At 58.7% G+C, this 17,917-nt stretch carries 14 protein-coding genes; 5 read left to right on the forward strand and 9 right to left on the reverse strand.

Features of this window, described 5'->3' with window-relative positions; all coding sequences use genetic code 11:
- Positions 1–125: 125 nt before the first annotated feature.
- On the forward strand, positions 126–1,259 hold the full coding sequence (locus ABNT42_RS13540; protein ID WP_348697752.1) for a GGDEF domain-containing protein: 1,134 nt from the start codon (positions 126–128) through the stop codon (positions 1,257–1,259).
- A 57-nt stretch (positions 1,260–1,316) separates the two neighbouring features.
- On the opposite strand, the gene ABNT42_RS13545 is transcribed toward ABNT42_RS13540, so the two are convergent.
- Complete coding sequence (locus tag ABNT42_RS13545) at positions 1,317–2,273, reverse strand: lipase secretion chaperone (protein WP_348697754.1); 957 nt, start codon at positions 2,271–2,273, stop codon at positions 1,317–1,319.
- An 11-nt stretch (positions 2,274–2,284) separates the two neighbouring features.
- A complete protein-coding gene (locus ABNT42_RS13550) occupies positions 2,285–3,199 on the reverse strand; it encodes a triacylglycerol lipase (protein WP_348697756.1) in 915 nt (304 codons plus the stop codon).
- Between the two features lie 193 nt (positions 3,200–3,392).
- Here ABNT42_RS13550 and ABNT42_RS13555 point away from each other — a divergent pair, with 193 nt between their 5' ends.
- Positions 3,393–4,079: a helix-turn-helix domain-containing protein gene (locus ABNT42_RS13555; RefSeq protein WP_348697758.1), complete on the forward strand. Its 687-nt coding sequence runs from the start codon at positions 3,393–3,395 to the stop codon at positions 4,077–4,079.
- A 42-nt stretch (positions 4,080–4,121) separates the two neighbouring features.
- Here the strand turns inward: ABNT42_RS13555 and ABNT42_RS13560 are convergent, their stop codons facing one another.
- Positions 4,122–6,479 (reverse strand): penicillin-binding protein 1A, encoded by a 2,358-nt coding sequence (locus tag ABNT42_RS13560; protein ID WP_348697760.1) that lies wholly within the window; start codon positions 6,477–6,479, stop codon positions 4,122–4,124.
- A gap of 170 nt (positions 6,480–6,649) precedes the next feature.
- On the opposite strand from ABNT42_RS13560, the gene glpD reads away from it, so the two are divergent.
- Positions 6,650–8,185: a glycerol-3-phosphate dehydrogenase gene (glpD, locus tag ABNT42_RS13565; RefSeq protein ID WP_348697762.1), complete on the forward strand. Its 1,536-nt coding sequence runs from the start codon at positions 6,650–6,652 to the stop codon at positions 8,183–8,185.
- 84 nt (positions 8,186–8,269) lie between these two features.
- Here the strand turns inward: glpD and ABNT42_RS13570 are convergent, their stop codons facing one another.
- Positions 8,270–9,769: an oligopeptide:H+ symporter gene (locus tag ABNT42_RS13570; RefSeq protein ID WP_348697764.1), complete on the reverse strand. Its 1,500-nt coding sequence runs from the start codon at positions 9,767–9,769 to the stop codon at positions 8,270–8,272.
- A 257-nt stretch (positions 9,770–10,026) separates the two neighbouring features.
- Between ABNT42_RS13570 and ppnN the strand changes: the two genes are divergently transcribed.
- A complete protein-coding gene (gene ppnN, locus ABNT42_RS13575; protein ID WP_348697766.1) occupies positions 10,027–11,397 on the forward strand; it encodes a nucleotide 5'-monophosphate nucleosidase PpnN in 1,371 nt (456 codons plus the stop codon).
- A gap of 7 nt (positions 11,398–11,404) precedes the next feature.
- On the opposite strand, the gene ABNT42_RS13580 is transcribed toward ppnN, so the two are convergent.
- Complete coding sequence (locus ABNT42_RS13580; protein ID WP_348697767.1) at positions 11,405–12,307, reverse strand: LysR family transcriptional regulator; 903 nt, start codon at positions 12,305–12,307, stop codon at positions 11,405–11,407.
- Between the two features lie 108 nt (positions 12,308–12,415).
- On the opposite strand from ABNT42_RS13580, the gene ABNT42_RS13585 reads away from it, so the two are divergent.
- Entirely contained in the window at positions 12,416–13,207 is a 792-nt protein-coding gene (locus tag ABNT42_RS13585) for an SDR family oxidoreductase (RefSeq protein ID WP_348697769.1), read from the forward strand.
- Positions 13,208–13,305: 98 nt separating this feature from the next.
- Here the strand turns inward: ABNT42_RS13585 and lysS are convergent, their stop codons facing one another.
- From lysS to ABNT42_RS13605, 4 genes are all read right to left on the reverse strand, one after another.
- Positions 13,306–14,832, reverse strand: a complete 1,527-nt coding sequence (gene lysS / locus ABNT42_RS13590) for a lysine--tRNA ligase (protein WP_348697771.1) — start codon at positions 14,830–14,832, stop codon at positions 13,306–13,308.
- Between the two features lie 33 nt (positions 14,833–14,865).
- Entirely contained in the window at positions 14,866–15,543 is a 678-nt protein-coding gene (locus ABNT42_RS13595; protein ID WP_348697773.1) for an HAD family phosphatase, read from the reverse strand.
- A protein-coding gene (gene prfB, locus ABNT42_RS13600; protein ID WP_161036937.1) for a peptide chain release factor 2 occupies positions 15,543–16,647 on the reverse strand; the annotation gives its coding sequence in 2 pieces (ribosomal slippage) (positions 15,543–16,565 and positions 16,567–16,647; 1,104 coding nt in all). The genes ABNT42_RS13595 and prfB overlap by 1 nt, the downstream gene beginning before the upstream one ends.
- 137 nt (positions 16,648–16,784) lie before the next feature.
- Positions 16,785–17,873: a cupin-like domain-containing protein gene (locus tag ABNT42_RS13605; protein WP_348697775.1), complete on the reverse strand. Its 1,089-nt coding sequence runs from the start codon at positions 17,871–17,873 to the stop codon at positions 16,785–16,787.
- Positions 17,874–17,917: the final 44 nt, after the last annotated feature.

A 17,917-nucleotide genomic window follows, 5' to 3' on the forward strand; every position in this document is an offset into this window, starting at 1 on the left:
CTGGTTTAGCGTCACTGTTACCAAAATAGCTGCTTCGGCAGCTATTTTTGTTTGTCCAGAACACTTCCGGTTGCGAGCGTTGGCGGGCTGAGTTACATTGAGTCATCCTCGGGACGGGAGCCGGCGTGCTTAGCTTCGACACACTGTTACTGGTTCAGGTCTGTACCACGGTACTGACGACGGCATTGCTGGTCGCTTCCGCTTGCTATCGTGACAGTCCGCCCGAAATGCGCTGGTGGGCTACGGGTAATCTGGTGATATCCGTCGGCCTGAGTATGACTAATCTGGGCGGCATCCCTTTTCTAGTGTATGCGCTGCTGGGGTATAGCCTGATCGCACTGGGGATCGCGCTGGTGCTGCGGGGTGTACGGGTACATTGCGGCGACACGCTTGCGCTGTCTCACGTCTTGCTGATTACCCTGATATCGTTGCTGGTCAGTGCGTATTTCTCATTGATAGAACCTAGCGTCAAAGCCCGTGTGGCATTCAGTGGCTTGTATTTCGGCGTGCTCAACTGGATATGTGGCTATTCGGCTGGGCGCTATTCCAACGAGCGCGGTGTGCCGATCGCGGTGGCTGGCTTCGGGTTGCTGGGCACGGCGCTGGTGGTGCGGGGCGTGCATCTGTTAATGCAGGAAGGGCCGGTAGATTTATCCAGCTCGACGGTGCTGGGCATTACCATGCTAACGATCCCGCTGGCTCAGGTGTGTACCACTGTCGGTCTGATTCTGATGGTGATGTGGCGCTATGCGGAACGCTTACGCCATCTGTCCAGCATTGATGCGCTGACGGGAGCGCTGAACCGTGCCGGACTGGAAGATCAGGGTGGCCGGCTGGCGCTGCGCCTGCAGCGTGCGCGGCGCGACTTGGCGGTGCTGATGATCGACGTCGATCATTTCAAGCAGATCAATGACAGTTTCGGCCATGCGGCTGGTGATGAAGTGCTGCGCTGCCTGACCCGCTTGCTCAGGCAGGAGTTACGGCCGATGGATGTGCTGGCCCGTATCGGCGGCGAAGAGTTTGTGCTGGTGCTCGATGGCGTCGATCCGGCGGCCGCGCTCCGGCTGGCCGAACGGCTGCGGGCGCGCATCGCTGATGAATCCGTGCCCTGTGATGGTGCGGCCGTGGCCTATACGGTGAGCATCGGGGTGGTGGCCTCCGTGACGGCCGGCTACGACCTGCCGACCCTCATGGCTGCTGGTGACCGCGCCATGTACGATGCCAAGCGCAGCGGCCGCAATCAGGTGTGTGCGGCCTGAGTCGACGCATCCCTGCTCGTATCACCGCTCATATTAATGTTCACACCAATGCTCACATTATTGCTCGTACGCGCCCAGTCTCAGTTGCTCGGCCGGACTGAAGCTGGCATCGCGCAATTGCTGTAGGGCTTGCGTCTGATCGCGTCCCTGTTGCAGCAGTGCTAGTCGGCTTTTCTGATAGCTGCTGATGCGGCGCTGCCAGTCGGCTTCGTCTCTATCGAGTTCGGCCAGTCGGTCGGCGGCAGCAGGGGAGAAGCTGCTGGCGCGCAGTCGATAGATCTGGTTTTCATCGGCACCCTGCGCCCGCGCCTGCGCAACCGACTGCTCCAGTGCCAGCACGCGGGTGGGCGCGGCACGTTCGGCGCGCTGGGCTGGTGTCAGGCGCGCATCGAGTTGCTGCCAGCGTTGCTGGCGCTGTGCTTCGCTGAGCTGGCGGTCACTGCTGATCTCCATGCGGGCAATGGCATCTTCGTCATAGGCGTCACTGCTGCCGAACAGGGCGCTGGATTCGGCAGCGCTGAAGTAGCTGGCACGGGTCTGGCGCATAGCCTGCAGGCGCTGGCGCGCCGCTTGCACGGGATCCTTGCTGCTGCCAAGCTGGCCTTCTACACTGGCTAGCGCGCGCTTGTAGTAGATGTAGGCATCGAGCAGGCGCTGGGCTTCGGCCACTGCATTGCCCTGCAGGCGGCGCGCCAATTCGAGACGGATTTGCGTGCGGATGGCGTCCAGAGGCTTTTCGCCCAGCGCGGCCAGATAATAGTCGAACAAATAGATGAGTTCCGGCGACAGCACTAGCTGGTCCGCCTCCTGTTGCGCCAGATGGCCATCTGGTCGGGTGCCCAGCATGGACGGCACGAAGGCGAAATAGTCCGGCGAGCCTGCCCCAGCCCCAGCCCTTGCACCGGCACTGGCAGTGGCAGTGGCCGGAACAGCCGGCTGATGCCAGCTAAGATAGGCGCCAATAGTGATGGCGCCAGCCAGCAGGATCAGCCCATAGCGTTTTGCCTTCGTCATACGCGCCGTCCTTACAGACCCATGCCTTGCAGGCGGTTGGCCTGCTGGCGGAACAGGGTGACGGGATTGGTTTCGAACAGATTGGTAATGCCGACCATCTGGTTGACCTCATCCAGATGATTGAGCGCATAGTCGTCGCGGATTACCCGTCCCAGATGGCTGGAGCAGCTGCTGACCAGACCATCGTTCTTGGCGCCGTTGAATGCCAGCGCTGTGAGCGCCAGTACGGGGTCGCTGATATCGAGCAGATTGGTGTAGGGCTGGGCGCCGCTCCACGAGAAATAGTACACGCCGTTGACCTGATAGTCGCCTTCGCCGCAGGCGCTGACGGGCACCCCCTGTGGGTGGCGCTGGTTGAAGGCCAGTGTGCCGGCCGTACTGAGCGAAGTCGCGGCTGCACGTGCATTCTGCGGCAGGGTGGGATTGCCGGAAATGAAGCTGATGAAGCCGGAAACAGCATTCGCCACGCCATACGTGACATCGGGCACGGCGCCGATCAGCACGTCGGCCACGCGCGAACCTTTGTTGACGCCACCGATGCTGGTTACGGAAGCGACCAGATCGGGCCGCACCGAAGCCACATAGCGCGACGTGGGGCCGCCATGGCTATGGCCGATCAGGTTGACTTTGCTGGCGCCGGTGGCGGCGAGTATCTGGCGCACCTGCGTGAGCAGCTGTTCGCCCCTTACTTCCGTGCTGTTGGCGGCCGACACCTGGGTAATGTACACCTGCGCACCGCCGCTACGCAGCGCCGAGGCGATGCCGTAGAAATAATCGACGGGACCGATATTATCGAAACCGAACAGGCCGTGCACCAGTACGATGGGATAGCGGGTCTGGGTGTAGCCGGCGGCATGGGCGGGGCTGCTGAACAGGCTGCTGGCGAGCAGACAGAATGCCAGTAACTGGCACAGGCGTTGTCTCATGGTGGTCTCCGTAGTTTTTTTGTAGTCCGGCGTGCAACCGGTGAGGAAAATGTAGCACCAGCCCGATGACCGCGCAGACCGCACACTAGGCCTGAGGAGCCAATCTGCATGGTGGCTGATGATGGCGGGGAGGCTGCGCTATAATCAGGGCAAAAAAACCACAGCACTTTCAGCGAGAGAGAGCGAGACGACCTTGCCAGCCCACTTCAACCTGCAACAATTTCAGGCTATGACGCCGCTGGACGGCGACAATATCTGGGCCTATCTGCTCGACCACAATGCCGAGCGGATTACCGTGAAACGACGCAAGCCGGCGCTGGAAAACATCGAAAAAATTTTCCGCGCCACCTTCAAGCTGGCCAACGAGGTGGGCTTCCGCACCATGAATCTGCGCGATCTGTGCCGCGAGACCGGGCTGTCCATGGGCGGGCTGTATGGTTACATCAGCAGCAAGGATCAGTTAGCGGAAATGATAGAGGATGTGGTGCGCCATGCCACCCACGAAGTGCCGCGCATGTTCGATGATGTCAGCGACCCGCTGGACCGGCTGGAGGCACTGATGCGCGCTTCCATTTACGTCTCCGAAATTCTGCAGCCGTGGTTCTATTTCGTTTTTATGGATTCGCGCGTGCTGCAAGCGGCCCAGCGTACGACCGCCAAGGAATCGGAACTATACGTTCAGGCCTTGTTCGCCAATATCATCAGCGAATTGCCGAACCGGCCGCAGGGCAGTCCCGAACTGCTGGCTGCGCACATCCTGGCGATGTTCCAGGACTGGTATGTCAAACGCTGGAAATACCGTGCTGCGGAAATTACACCGGACCAGTTTGCCGATAGTGCCGTGCGGATGATGCGCGGCTATCTGGCCGGTCAGCCGTAGCCATAGCGGGCACCAGCCCTCAGGCCGGTGCCGCGGTGAACGTCAGTTATTGCCAGGCGTCGCGGGTGTGGTGGGCGTGGTGGGGCTAGCGGGCGGCGTCGGCGCCACATTCTCGCCGCCAGGCGGTACATAGTCTTCCATGTCGAGCGAGTGGCGCGCCGCATCGCCCATGAACTCGTCAAACAGCCATTCGCCATTCACCTGCGTCAGCCCCGCCGGTACGGGACGTTCCTGCGCGGGACGGTTCTGCAGCGCTACCTTCATGTAATCGATCCAGATCGGCAGTGCCACGGTGGCGCCGAACTCCTTGCCGCCCAGCGATTTGGAGTCATCGTAGCCCATCCACGAGACAGCCACGATGCCGCCGCCATAGCCGGCGAACCAGCCATCTACGGCATCGCTGGAAGTGCCGGTTTTGCCGGCCAGATCAGGACGACCCAGCTTGGCCACAGCGGCACCCGTGCCGGTACGGGTAACTTGCCGCATCAGGCTATCGGCCACATAGGCATTGCGCGGATCGATCTTGCGGGCTTCGTCGGGCAGGGAAGTGCGCGGTTTGGTCTCGGAGATCACCTTGCCGCTGCCGTCGACGATTTTGGCGATGAAATACGGTTCTACCTCATAGCCGCCGTTGGCAAACACGGCGTAGGCGCCCACCAGTTGGGCCGGGGTGACCGAGCCCGTACCCAGCGCCAGAGTCAGATTCTTGGGATGCTTGGCCAGATCGAAGCCGAACTTGCCCAGATAGTTGTGGGCAAACGGCACGGTAATCGAGCGCAGGATGCGCACCGAGGCGACGTTCTTGGATTCGGATAGCGCGGTACGCATGCTGATCGGGCCATCGAATTTGCCGTCATCGTTTTTCGGACTCCAGGCCTCGTTGCCGGTTTCGGCGCCCGTCAGATCGAGCGGGGAATCGTTGATGATGGTGGATGGGTTGAAGCCTTTTTCCAGTGCTGCCGAATACACGAAAGGCTTGATCGAGGAGCCGGGCTGGCGCCATGCCTGGGTAACGTGGTTGAACTTCTGCAGGTTGTAATCGAAGCCGCCTACCATGGCATGGTAGCCGCCCGTAACCGAATCGATGGACACGAAGGCGGCTGCCACCTGCGGCACCTGGGTGATGCTCCAGCTATTCTTTTCCTGCATGATGCGCACCACGGCGCCGGGGCGCAGGCGTACGCTGTCTTTGGCCTTGTCGCTCAGGGCATTGGTCACCAGTCGCAGGCCGTCACCGGTGACGGTGATTTCGTCGCCGGAAGGATTCTGCACCTTGACCGCTTTCGGGCTGGCTTCCAGTACCACCGCCGGAATCAGGCGGTCGCTGCTGGGACGGCGCTGCAGTGCTTCTTCGATGGCGTCATCGCGTTCTTCAAGATTAGCTGGCAGATTGATGAAGGTTTCCGGCCCACGGTAGCCGTGGCGCTGATCGTAGTTCAGCACATTACGACGCACCGACTCGTAGGCGGCAATCTGGTCGGCTTTGAGGATGGTGGTGTAGACACTGATGCCCTTGGTGTAAGTGTCTTCCTTAAACTGGGCATACACCACCTGACGTGCCAGTTCGGCCACGTATTCTGCGTGGGTTTCGAATTCCTGACCACGGTGGCTCACATGCAGCGTGGTGTGCAGTGCCTTCTGGTACTGTTCTTCCGTGATGTAGTCGAGCTCGCGCATGGAGCGCAGTACTACCTGCTGGCGCTGTTTGGCGCGCTTCGGATTAACAGCCGGATTGTGGCGTGCAGGATTTTGCGGCAGGCCGGCCAGCATCGCCATTTCGGCGATATTCAGGTCTTTCAGCGACTTGCCGAAATAGGTCTGGGCGGCGCTGCCAAAGCCGAACGAGCGCTGACCCAGATAGATCTGGTTCATATACAGTTCCAGGATCTGGTCCTTGTTCAGGGCTGCTTCGATTTTAAAGGCCAGCATGACTTCATTGAGCTTGCGGCCGTAGAATTTTTCCCGCGTCAGGAAGAAGTTACGCGCCACCTGCATGGTAATGGTGGAGCCGCCCTGACGCATGGCGCCACCTAGATTGGCTTTGGCCGCGCCCAGTGCGCGCACCCAGTCTATGCCGTTATGTTCGTAGAAGCGCTTGTCCTCGATGGCCAGCACGGACTTCTTCATCATCTCCGGCATGTCCTTGATGGGGATGAAATCACGGTGTTCTTCGCCGAATTCGCCGATCAGGGCATTATCTGCCGTGTAGATGCGCAGCGGGATCTTGGGACGGTAGTCGGTGACGGCATCGAGCGATGGCAGATTGGGTGCCACCACCAGTAGCAGATAGGCGATCAGCAAGCCGCCGGCAATCAGGCCGGCAACGCCAATAGCGATGAAGCCACGGATGGCGTTACGTCGGGTCAGCCACTTGGAGAAATCGATGGAAGAAGTAGACAAGGCAGGCACTCTCGGAGACATCGGTAGGCGCGATTATAGACCATCGCGCTGACCGCATCTTTAATTGGAAAATGGCGATTTTTGCAAATTAGAGGGCATCAGTCTATGCTGGCGCCAAGATTTGTCGTAACGTAGCGCTATTCGGGCTTAAACGTATTACCGGGGAAGACATGGCGGAACCGCAGCACACTCTCGATTGCGATCTGTTGATCGTCGGCGGCGGCATCAACGGAGTGGGTATCGCGCGCGATGCGGCCGGACGGGGACTGTCGGTGGTGCTGTGCGAAAAAGACGATCTGGCTGCCCATACCTCGTCGGCTTCCTCCAAACTGATCCACGGCGGACTGCGCTATCTCGAATATTACGAGTTCAATCTGGTGCGCAAAGCGCTGATCGAACGGGAAGTGCTGCTGCGCGCTGCGCCCCACATCATGTGGCCGCTGCGCTTCGTCATGCCCCATGCGGCCGGCCTGCGGCCTAGCTGGATGATACGGGCGGGCCTGAAACTCTACGATCTGCTGGCCAAGCGCGAACTGCTGCCGTCTTCGGCCGCCATCAATCTGCGCTGCCATCCGGCCGGCCAGCCGCTAAAGCCGGAGTTCCGCTGCGGTTACATCTATTCCGACGGCTGGGTGGATGATGCCCGGCTGGTGGTGCTGAACGCCATGGACGCGGAAGAAAAGGGGGCCATTATTCTGACCCAGACGTTGTGCAGCAAGCTGCAAAGGCAGGGCGAACGCTGGCAGGCCGACCTGCACAAGCAGGGCTGCGGTGATGTGCGGGTACACGCGCGTTATGTGGTGAATGCGGCCGGGCCGTGGACGGCGCAGCTGCTGCATGCTGCCGTGCCCAAAGAAGGTGGCGGCCATCTGCGTCTGATTAAAGGCAGCCATATCATCGTGCGGCGCATTTTCGAGCACGAACATGCCTATATTTTCCAGCATCGGGATGGTCGGATCGTGTTCGCCATCCCTTACGAGCGCGAATTCACGCTGATCGGCACCACCGATCTGGATTATCACGGCGACCCCGATCAGGTGGCCATCAGCGAGGAAGAAATCCGCTATCTGTGTCAGCTGGCTAGCGAGTATTTCGTCCGTCCCGTAGAACCGGCCGATGTGGTGGCCACTTATTCTGGCGTACGCCCGCTGGTGGAAGATGGTGCCGATGCCAAAGCCGTCACGCGCGACTACCGGCTGGAAGTCGATAGCGACGGGCCGCCTCTCCTGAGCGTTTTTGGTGGCAAGATCACCACCTATCGCAAGCTGGCCGAAGATGCGGTCGATCAGGTGGTACGTGCGCTGGGCAAGCGCCAAGGGGCGTGGACGCACGATGCCTGCCTGCCGGGCGGCGATATTTTCGGCGCCAAACCGCAGAATCGTTCGGTTCTGGAGTTCGATAGCTGGGTGCGCACTGTGCAGAACCAGTATGCCTGGTTACCTTCCTTGCTGGTGGCGCGTTATGCGCGTGCTTATGGCACCCGGCTTCATACGCTGCTGGCGCAGAAAACCGTGCTGTCCGAGATGGGTGAGGAAATCCTGCCCGGCCTGTACGCGGCGGAAGTGGAATATCTACGCCGCTATGAATGGGCCCGCACGGCGCAGGACATCCTGTGGCGTCGCTCCAAACTGGGTCTGCACTTGCCTGCCTATGCGGCCCAGCGGCTGCAAGACTGGCTACTGGCCCATCCCGTCCAGTGTAAATAGGAAGCGACGACGAGAAAACGGCGCCTGTCCTTGCGGATCAGGCGCCGTTTTGCGCTAGGCGCCGCGTGCGCGGCGCTAGCTGAATTACTTCACGCCGTGCATCAGTTTCTGGATCAGGGGAGCGATCAGGAACAGCAGCACGCCACCCGCCATCAGCGAGTAGAAGCCGAAGGTGTAGCCGCTCAGGGCCGAGGTGACGGACATACCGGCCTCGCCGCTGACGTGGGAAGCGAAGATGCCCGACAGGTTGTTGCCGATACCGGTAGACAGGAACCAGCCGCCCATGCCCAGACCAACCAGGCGGGTAGGTGCCAGCTTGGTCACCATCGACAGGCCGATAGGCGACAGGCACAGCTCACCGATCGATTGCAGCACGTAGACCATGAACAGGGTCCAGAACGGGATTTTGTTATCGACATTCACAAGCATCGACAGCGCGTACATTAGCAGACCGAAGGCTGCGCCGTTGAACAGTAGGCCGATACCGAATTTACGCGGGATCGAAGGATTGGCGTTGCGCATAGCCACCCAGATGAAGGCGATGATCGGTGCGCAGGTGATGATGGCCAGCGAGTTCACGGTCTGGAACCACGCTACAGGGAAGGTCCAGTTAAACATCACGCGGTCAACGATCTTGTCGGCCAGGAAGGTGAACGAGCTACCTGCTTGCTCGAAGAACATCCAGAACATGATGTTGAAGAAGAAGATCAGCAGCATGGCGATGACTTTGTCGCGGGCTACTTTGCCATTGCGGATGCCTTCAACCAGCAGCATCACGGACAGCAGAATGAACAGGCCAGTCAGCACGATCTGCAGGTTGGCTGCGCCAGCGGCCAGCAGGAAGTACACCAGTGGAATCACGCACAGCGAGCCCAGTACCACGTAGATCATGCGCTTAGGATCAGCATTGCTTTCGTCTGGAGCGCCGATGCCTTTCAGCTGGGCGCGGCCGATGAAGAACCATACCAGACTCACCAGCATACCGACGCCGGCCGACAGGAATACCACTTTATAGGCAGGCATGCCGTGGTTGCCGAAGATGGCGGAAGCCAGCCACTCGGTCAGCACCGGTGCGACCAGCGCGCCCGAGTTGATGCCCATGTAGAAAATGGTGAAGCCGGAATCGCGCCGTGGATCGGCCGAGCTATACAGCTTGCCTACCATGGTCGAGATGTTAGGCTTGAACATGCCGTTACCGACGATGATGGTGGCCAGGCCGAACTTGAATACGGTCTGGTCAGGGAAGGCAATCATGAACAGGCCGGCGGCCATGAACGAGGCGCCGACCAGAATCGAGCGCTGATAGCCAAGCACACGGTCGGCCACATAGCCGCCGAACAGCGCTGCTGCATATACCAGCGCCAGATAGGAGCCGTACACCAGATTGGCGGCCGATTCGCCCGTTGAGTCGCCGCTATAGAACTGGGCCACGACGTAGAGAACCAGGGCCCAGCGTATGCCGTAGAAGGCAAAACGCTCCCAGAACTCGGTCATGAACAGCATCCAGAGCGGGGCGGGATGGCCCAAGATCTGTTTGAATTCGGGAATCTTCGCTTCCGTATTGATGGTGGTCGCACCGCTCATGCGGCTTCTCCTATTTTTTATGATCGAAAAAAAGTCTGCCTGTTTCCCTCGTGGGGAGTCAGGTGGGCGCCATTTTAATCTACAAATCGCCGCCAACGGGCAATTTGATGTGTAGTTCGTAAAGTTGTGGCATTTGTGCTATTAAATTAACCATGGCAGGTATGCACAATCTCAGCCCCGCACAGCAGCCGTTTGTCGTATATTGAGGGCGCGGCACTCTGTGTCGTGCATCGAAATTGAATAAGGATTTACGCATCATGGAACATGACGTTGTCGATACCCTGATTTCGCCGGAAGGACATCTGGAAGTCCTGTCCAAGGCGGAGGTGGCCAAACTGCTCGATACCAGTCAGGGCGGCCTGTTTAATACTTTGCGCCGCTGCGCACTGGCAGTGCTCAATTGCGGCAGCACCATCGACGATGGCAAGGAACTGCTGGAACGGTATGAATCGTTCGATATCAGCATTCTGCAGCGCGAGCGCGGCATCAAGCTCGATATCAAGGGCGCACCCGCCATCGCTTTTGTTGATGGCAAAATGATCAAGGGCATACACGAGCATCTGTTCGCGGTGCTGCGCGATATCGTCTTCGTCAGCAGCGAAATCAGCGACAATCCCAAGTTCGATGTGGAGAGCACGGAAGGCATTACCGATGCCGTGTTCCATATCCTGCGCAATGCCGATGTGCTGAAGCCCATGCTCAACCCGAAACTGGTAGTGTGCTGGGGCGGCCATTCGATTAACCGCGCCGAATATACCTATTCCAAGGAAGTGGGTTACCAGATGGGCCTGCGCGATCTGGATATCTGCACGGGCTGCGGCCCTGGCGCCATGAAAGGGCCGATGAAGGGTGCCACCATCGGTCACGCCAAGCAGCGCTTTACCAATGGCCGCTATCTGGGGATTACCGAGCCGGGCATCATCGCTGCCGAGTCGCCTAATCCTATCGTCAACGAACTGGTGATCATGCCCGATATCGAGAAGCGTCTCGAAGCGTTTGTGCGTACGGGTCATGGCATCGTGGTGTTCCCCGGTGGTGCCGGTACGGCCGAGGAGATACTGTACATTCTCGGCATCCTGCTGCACCCCGAAAACGCCGAGATTCCGTTCCCGCTGATCTTTACGGGGCCGGAGACGTCGCGCGAATACTTCGTGCAGATTAACCAGTTCATCCACGACACGCTGGGACCGGAAGCGCAGCAGCGCTACAAGATCATCATCGATGATCCGGAGCTGGTGGCCCGTGAAATGCAGGAAGGGATCAAGCAAGTACGCGAATACCGCAAGCAGCGCAGCGATGCCTATTACTTCAACTGGGGACTGAAGATCGACCACGAATTCCAGCGGCCGTTCGCACCGACCCACGAAAATATGCGCAAACTGAGTCTGCACAAGCAGCAGCCGGTTCACCTGCTGGCGGCCAATCTGCGCCGCGCCTTCTCCGGGGTGGTGGCGGGCAATGTGAAGGAAGAGGGCATCCGTGCCGTCGAAAAGCATGGCGTGTTCGAAATCCACGGCGACAAGGAGATCATGGAACCGATGGATAAGCTGCTGGCTTCCTTCGTCGTCCAGCACCGCATGAAACTGGCCGGCAAACATTACACGCCTTGCTACCGCGTGATCCAGTAAGTCGCGCCTAGCGCATGGTCTGCACCATGCCCGTCAGCCAGTCGGCAAACACCCGCACCCGCTTGGGTATATTGCGCCGGTGCGGGAACAGGATGTGGCTGGGCATGGGCGCAGGCAGATAGTCGGGCAGCACCTGTACCAGCAGGCCGGCCTGTAGGTCGGCCTGCGCGGCCGACTGCGGTAACTGGGCGATACCTAGTCCGCCGCGGCAGGCCGCGCTATACGCCAGACTGTTATTCACACTGACCTTGTGTCCCATGGCGAGATAGCGGGTCTGGTCGCTGGCCGCATCGTAATATTCAAAACCGGCTGGCTGACTTGCCGGATTGGGCTGGTAGTTGACCAGCCAGTGCTGCGCCAGATCATCCAGCGTGGCCGGGGTGCCATGGCGCGCCAGATACGCGGGGCTGGCCACATTGATCAGTTCCAGTGGCGGCAGTGGCCGTGCCACCAGCGACTGATCCACCACCGCGCCCACCCGCACCACCAGATCGAAGCCTTCGCTGAGCAGATCGACACGGCGGTCGGTGCTGAACAGATCCACCTGTAGTTGCGGGTGGCTGACCAGGAATTCCCCCAGATGGGCGGCGACCTGCGCTGCCAGCCCTAGCGGCATGTCGGCACGAATACGTCCCCGTAGCTGATCACCCTGACGGAACAGGGCACTGATGTCATCCAGATCATCGAGCAGACGGTCGCAGCGTTCCAGCAGATCGGCGCCTTCGCGCGTGATCTGTACGCGCCGTGTCGTCCGTTGCAGCAGGCGTGCGCCTAGTTGTTCTTCCAGTCGCTGGATGGCGTTCGAGATGGTGGCGCGCGGTAGCTGGAGCTGGTCGGCCGTGCGGGTAAAGCTGCCCAGTCTAGCTACCCAGCTAAAAATTCTGAGGTCTTCCGTCTGGATTGGTTTCATTTTTTGATCAGTGATGTCGGATTTACGCAGTTTATCCGGACATTATACGGAATTACACTCTATTCCATCTGCTCCACGTGGCGAGCATGAACGAGATAGGAGTCTGACATGAGCAACAATATCGTAAGCAGCAAGCCAGCATCGAACGGCCGTGTGGCCCTGATTACTGGCGGTAGCCGTGGACTGGGCCGTTCGGCCGCCATCCATCTGGCCCGTGCCGGCTGGGATGTGGTGATTACCTACAAAGAACGCGCCGACGCGGCCGAAGCCACGCTGGCAGAAGTGCGTGCGCTGGGCCGTAAAGGCGCTGCACTGGCGCTCGATAGCGGCATGGTGGCCGGCTTTGCCGATTGCCGCAGCCGCCTTGCTGCCGTGCTGGCCAGCGAATTTGGCCGCTCGCAGTTCGATGCGCTGGTGAATAACGCCGGCAATGGCGCCGACGTGTCGTTTGCCGACACCACCGAGCAGCAGTTCGACGAGATGCTGAACGTGCACCTGAAAGGGGTGTTCTTCCTGACCCAGACGCTGCTACCGCTGCTGGCCGATGGTGGCCAGATTCTGAATGTGTCCAGCGGTCTGGCGCGCTTCTCCTTCCCGGGCAAGGCGGTGTACGCGATCATGAAGGGCGGGGTGGAAGTGCTGACCCGCTATCTGGCCAAGGAACTGGGCCCGCGCGGTATCCGTGTCAACACACTGGCGCCCGGTGCGATTGCGACCGATTTCGGTGGCGGCGTGGTGCGCGATAACCCGCAAATCAACGCCCATGTAGCGGCAGCGACGGCGCTGGGTCGCGTCGGCGAAGCCGATGATATCGGCGGTGCCGTGGCCAGTCTGCTCGATCAGCGTAGCGGCTGGATCAACGCCCAGCGTATTGAAGCGTCGGGCGGTATGCTGGTATAAGCCGCGCGCGCAAATGCTAGCGCCATGAAAAAGGCCCGCCGAGTGAATGCACTTGGCGGGCCTTTTGCTATACATACTCAGGATGCATAGCGCTATGCTTACTCTTCGCGGCGCAGGTGCGGGAACAGCAGCACGTCACGGATGTTAGGCGAATCGGTGATGATCATCATCAGACGGTCGATACCGATACCGCAACCACCGGCTGGCGGCATGCCATATTCCAGCGCGCGGATGTAGTCGGCGTCGTAGAACATGGCTTCTTCGTCACCGGCATCCTTGGCGGCTACCTGAGCGAGGAAGCGGGCCGACTGGTCTTCGGCGTCGTTCAGCTCGGAGAAGCCGTTGGCGATTTCGCGGCCCACCATGAATAGCTCGAAGCGTTCGGTGATGCCGGCCTGCGTATCGGAGGCGCGTGCCAGTGGCGATACTTCGGCTGGATAGTCGATGATGAAAGTCGGTTCCCACAGCTGGGCTTCGGCGGTTTCTTCGAACAGCGCCAGTTGCAGCGCGCCCAGACCGGACGTGGCGAACGGCTTGACGCCGAACTTGGCCAGTTCCTTGGTGAGGAATTCCATGTCGGTCAGCTGCTCAGGGGTGTAGCCCGGTGCATACTTGTTGATGGCTTCGACGATGGTCAGGCGATGGAATGGCTTGGCCAGATCCAGCTCGCGGCCGCCGTAGGTCAGGGTGGCGGTGCCGTGTGCATCGATGGCGGCCTGACGGATGATTTCTTCCGTGAAGTCCATGATCCATTTGTAGTCGGTGTAGGCCGCGTAGAACTCCATCATGGTGAATTCTGGGTTGTGACGGATCGACACGCCTTCGTTACGGAAGTTACGGTTGATCTCGAACACGCGGTCGAAGCCACCTACCACCAGACGCTTCAGGTACAGTTCAGGCGCGATACGCAGGAACATCTGCATGTCCAGCGCATTGTGGTGGGTGATGAAAGGCTTGGCCGCAGCGCCACCGGGGATGGTGTGCAGCATCGGCGTTTCCACTTCCATGAAGGCGTTCTTTTCCATGAAACGGCGCATCGACGAGATGGCAGCGGTGCGCGCTTTGAACGTACGGCGCGTCTCTTCGTTCATGATCAGATCAACATAGCGCTGACGGTATTTGGTTTCCTGATCGGCCAGACCGTGGAACTTGTCCGGCAGCGGACGCAGCGACTTGGTGATCAGACGCAGGGTGCTGACCTTGATGGTCAGTTCATCGGTCTTGGTCTTGAACAGGGTACCGGTCACGCCCAGAATGTCGCCCAGGTCGTAGTGGTGCAGCGCGGCCATGGCAGCTTCGCCCGTCAGGTCCAGCGTGACGTAGATCTGGATACGGCCATCGGCGCGTGCGCCCGACGAATCCTGCAGCGTGGCGAAAGCGGCTTTCTTGCCAGCTTCGCGTTTCAGCATCATACGGCCAGCCAGCACCACGTTGACGGGAGTCGCTTCCAGCTCTTCACGGGTCTTCTCGCCAAATTGCGCATGCAGATCGGCCGCCTTGTGTTCCGGCTTGAAGTCGTTCGGGAAGGCTACGCCTTGTTCGCGGATGGCGGCCAGCTTGGCGCGGCGCTCGGCGATGATCTTGTTTTCGTCATGCGCTGGGTGTTCGTGATGATCCGTAGTCATGGTCATTTCTTCTGTTGAGGTGGTGATAGTGAGTTATACGGCGGCGCTGGCAAACAGCGATTCGACATCGAGTTCGCTGAAGTCGCGCGCCATGGCAATGATGTTATCGAAACCGGCGAACGCTTCCGCTGGCAGGGTAGTGGTCAGCACTACGGCGCGCATGCCGGCGCGGCGTGCTGCTTCTACGCCCAGCGGTGCATCCTCGAACACGATGCTGTGTTCGGGGCGGGTGCCGGCCCGTTCGGCTGCCAGCAGAAACACGTCCGGATGCGGTTTGCCGCGGGCTACGTCGGCAGCACCGGCGATGGCGGCGAATTCGGCGCGCAGATCCAGTCCATCCAGCGTGAAGTCGATGTTTTCTTTCGGCGCAGCGGTGGCCACTGCCATACGCACGCCGGCACGCTTGGCGCTCGCCATGAAAGCTTCCAGTCCGCCTGCGGGCGCCAGATGGGGCGCATACAGTTCGCGGTAGAGCGATTCCTTTTCCTGATCGAAGCGGGCATAGTCCTCGCGCGACAGATGTTCGCCCAGATAGGCGGCCAGAATCTCGTGGCTGGTGCGTCCCGCGGTAGCGCGGAAGAACGCATCCGGTTCGGGATTCAGCCCCTGTTGCTGCATGAAGCTCAGCCACGACTGCATGTGGTAAGCCATGTTGTCGACGAGGGTGCCGTCCATATCGAAGATGAAGGCGCGGGCCGGAGTGCTGGTCATTAGACGCCCTGTTTCAGCGAAGCGGAAATGAAGTCGTCCAGATCGCCGTCCAGTACGCCCTTGGTATTACCCGTTTCGAAGTTGGTACGCAGATCCTTGATGCGCGACTGATCGAGCACGTAGGAACGGATCTGGTGGCCCCAGCCCACATCGGTCTTGGAGTCTTCCAGTTTCTGCTGCTCGCTCATACGCTTGCGCAGTTCCAGTTCGTACAGTTTGGCTTTCAGCATTTCCATTGCCTCGGCCTTGTTGCGGTGCTGCGAACGGTCATTCTGGCATTGCACGACGATGCCCGTCGGGCCGTGGGTCAGACGCACTGCGGAGTCGGTTTTATTGATGTGCTGACCACCGGCGCCGGATGCACGGTAGGTGTCGATACGCAGATCGGCCGGATTGACTTCGATATCGATCGAGTCATCCACTTCCGGATAGACGAACAGCGACGTGAACGAAGTGTGGCGGCCGTTGGACGAATCGAACGGCGACTTGCGTACCAGACGGTGTACGCCGGTTTCCGTGCGCAGGAAGCCATAGGCGTAATCGCCTTCCACCTTGATGGTGGCGGTCTTGATGCCGGCGACCTCGCCGTCCGACTGTTCCATGACTTCGACTTTGAAGCCTTTGCGTTCCGCGTAGCGCAAGTACTGGCGCAGCAGCATGGAAGCCCAGTCCTGCGCTTCGGTACCGCCGGCACCGGCCTGAATGTCGATGAAGCAGTTATTCGGATCCATAGGATTGTTGAACATCCGGCGGAATTCCATGCCTTCGATGACTTTACGGACTTCTTCCGCATCGACGATCAGCGCTTCCAGCGTGTCGTCATCGCCTTCTTCCTTGGCCATGGCGAACAGATCGCCCATGTCCTGCAGGTCGGTATTGGCCTTGGTCAGGGTAAATACCACTGCTTCCAGCGATTTCTTTTCCTTGCCCAGATCCTGAGCCTTTTTCGGCTCGTTCCAGACGGTAGGATCTTCCAGTTCTTCGTTTACCTGTTCGAGTTTCTCCGACTTCTTATCGAAGTCAAAGATACCTCCGAAGTTCGGCTTCGCGCGTGGTCAGATCGGCGAGCAGGGCGGAGAGGGAGTTGATGCGTTCGGCTTCCATGTTTTCTTCTTTTCTCAGGCTGAAATCAAACCTTAGATTATACCCTATGCAGGCCCTGTTCTTGTAGCGATCTAACCTTGTTCTTCCAGTCATCGACCTCGCTTGGCTTCCAGGCAACTTCCAGCATGTCGATGACATTAGAACTGAGTATGGTCCGGATAGCTGGAGTAAAAATCATTGTCCCATTTGAAATTGGTAAAGGACATGGTGGCCGAGATATCCAGAGCTTCTACGAAATGCCATGAGCCGACTGGCAAAAACAGAATCTCCCCTGGTTCTATGACGCACTCCAGAACCATAGGATCGGTTTCGTTTACGGGAAAGGTCGATGCAAGCATTTGCGTTCCATCTAGTGGGGTAAAACAGTGAAACGGGTTGGGTAACCGTGTAATGTCATGCGCAGGAATAATTTTAATTCGTTTTCTCCCTACTACCTGAGCCATAAGATTATTGGTTAAATCATGATGGAACGGTGTTAGGGTGCCCGCCGGACCTAGCCATAAGAACCCCTGTCGATCTTCGCAAGCGGTCAGATATTCTTTTAGCGGGCCGATATCTTTCCATAATGTGGATAGATTTCTTTTATTTAAACCATCGTTATTGGCTGTCATGTAGAAATCATTGGTCGGGCTTCTGGTTTCAATTAAATCAATATATTCCTCGAACCTCAGTATTTTTCGGTGAGTTTCACTATTGGCTTCGTAATGCGGATCCTTTTCTCGACCCCACTGAATTTGAACTTCGGCGTCGGGGAGGATTTTCTTGAAATAGTCCATGCTCCACAGCTGCATTCCAGCCCAGTCGTCCATCATTCCGGTAATGATGACGGGCTGGTTTTTCATGTAGAAATTATGTAAAAAATCCCCCCCCGACAATTGGTGACAACGGGGCACCGATTGAGGTGCCAGGCGAGAAAGCTTTTGATAGATTCCCAATACCCAGTCGCGCTTCAATAGTTTATTCTGCAGCCGTTTTGACCCCTTTAGATAGGGACTTTGAAGTGCCAATTCGATTTCGCTGCGTGCGACTTCCTCACTAAACCCTTGCTGGATTAATATTTCATGCATTCCAGATAGAGAATTGCTTAATACGATATTTTCGGCTATCCATGTGCGCCAGTCGTCCGAAAATGTTTTGCCGTCTGAGGCGGCTGACATATTTGCCGGAGCGGATTGCTCATCGAGTGGCGGCGACAGCTTAGGATGCAAATTTTCTGCGTTTTGCATAAAGATTTTCGAATGTTTAAAATGAGGAAATTGTCAAAATAACA

Origin of the sequence: Duganella fentianensis, from assembly GCF_964031615.1 — a bacterium.
Classification (GTDB): domain Bacteria; phylum Pseudomonadota; class Gammaproteobacteria; order Burkholderiales; family Burkholderiaceae_D; genus Rugamonas; species Rugamonas fentianensis_A.

Bases quoted from the DNA above. Each gene is read 5' to 3' on its own strand.
- ABNT42_RS13605 (WP_348697775.1), bottom strand. From the start codon at position 17,873: ATGCAAAACGCAGAAAATTTGCATCCTAAGCTGTCGCCGCCACTCGAT.
- glpD (WP_348697762.1), top strand. From the start codon at position 6,650: ATGGCGGAACCGCAGCACACTCTCGATTGCGATCTGTTGATCGTCGGC.
- ABNT42_RS13580 (WP_348697767.1), bottom strand. From the start codon at position 12,307: ATGAAACCAATCCAGACGGAAGACCTCAGAATTTTTAGCTGGGTAGCT.
- ABNT42_RS13595 (WP_348697773.1), bottom strand. From the start codon at position 15,543: ATGACCAGCACTCCGGCCCGCGCCTTCATCTTCGATATGGACGGCACC.
- lysS (WP_348697771.1), bottom strand. From the start codon at position 14,832: ATGACTACGGATCATCACGAACACCCAGCGCATGACGAAAACAAGATC.
- ppnN (WP_348697766.1), top strand. From the start codon at position 10,027: ATGGAACATGACGTTGTCGATACCCTGATTTCGCCGGAAGGACATCTG.
- ABNT42_RS13550 (WP_348697756.1), bottom strand. From the start codon at position 3,199: ATGAGACAACGCCTGTGCCAGTTACTGGCATTCTGTCTGCTCGCCAGC.
- ABNT42_RS13585 (WP_348697769.1), top strand. From the start codon at position 12,416: ATGAGCAACAATATCGTAAGCAGCAAGCCAGCATCGAACGGCCGTGTG.
- ABNT42_RS13570 (WP_348697764.1), bottom strand. From the start codon at position 9,769: ATGAGCGGTGCGACCACCATCAATACGGAAGCGAAGATTCCCGAATTC.
- ABNT42_RS13545 (WP_348697754.1), bottom strand. From the start codon at position 2,273: ATGACGAAGGCAAAACGCTATGGGCTGATCCTGCTGGCTGGCGCCATC.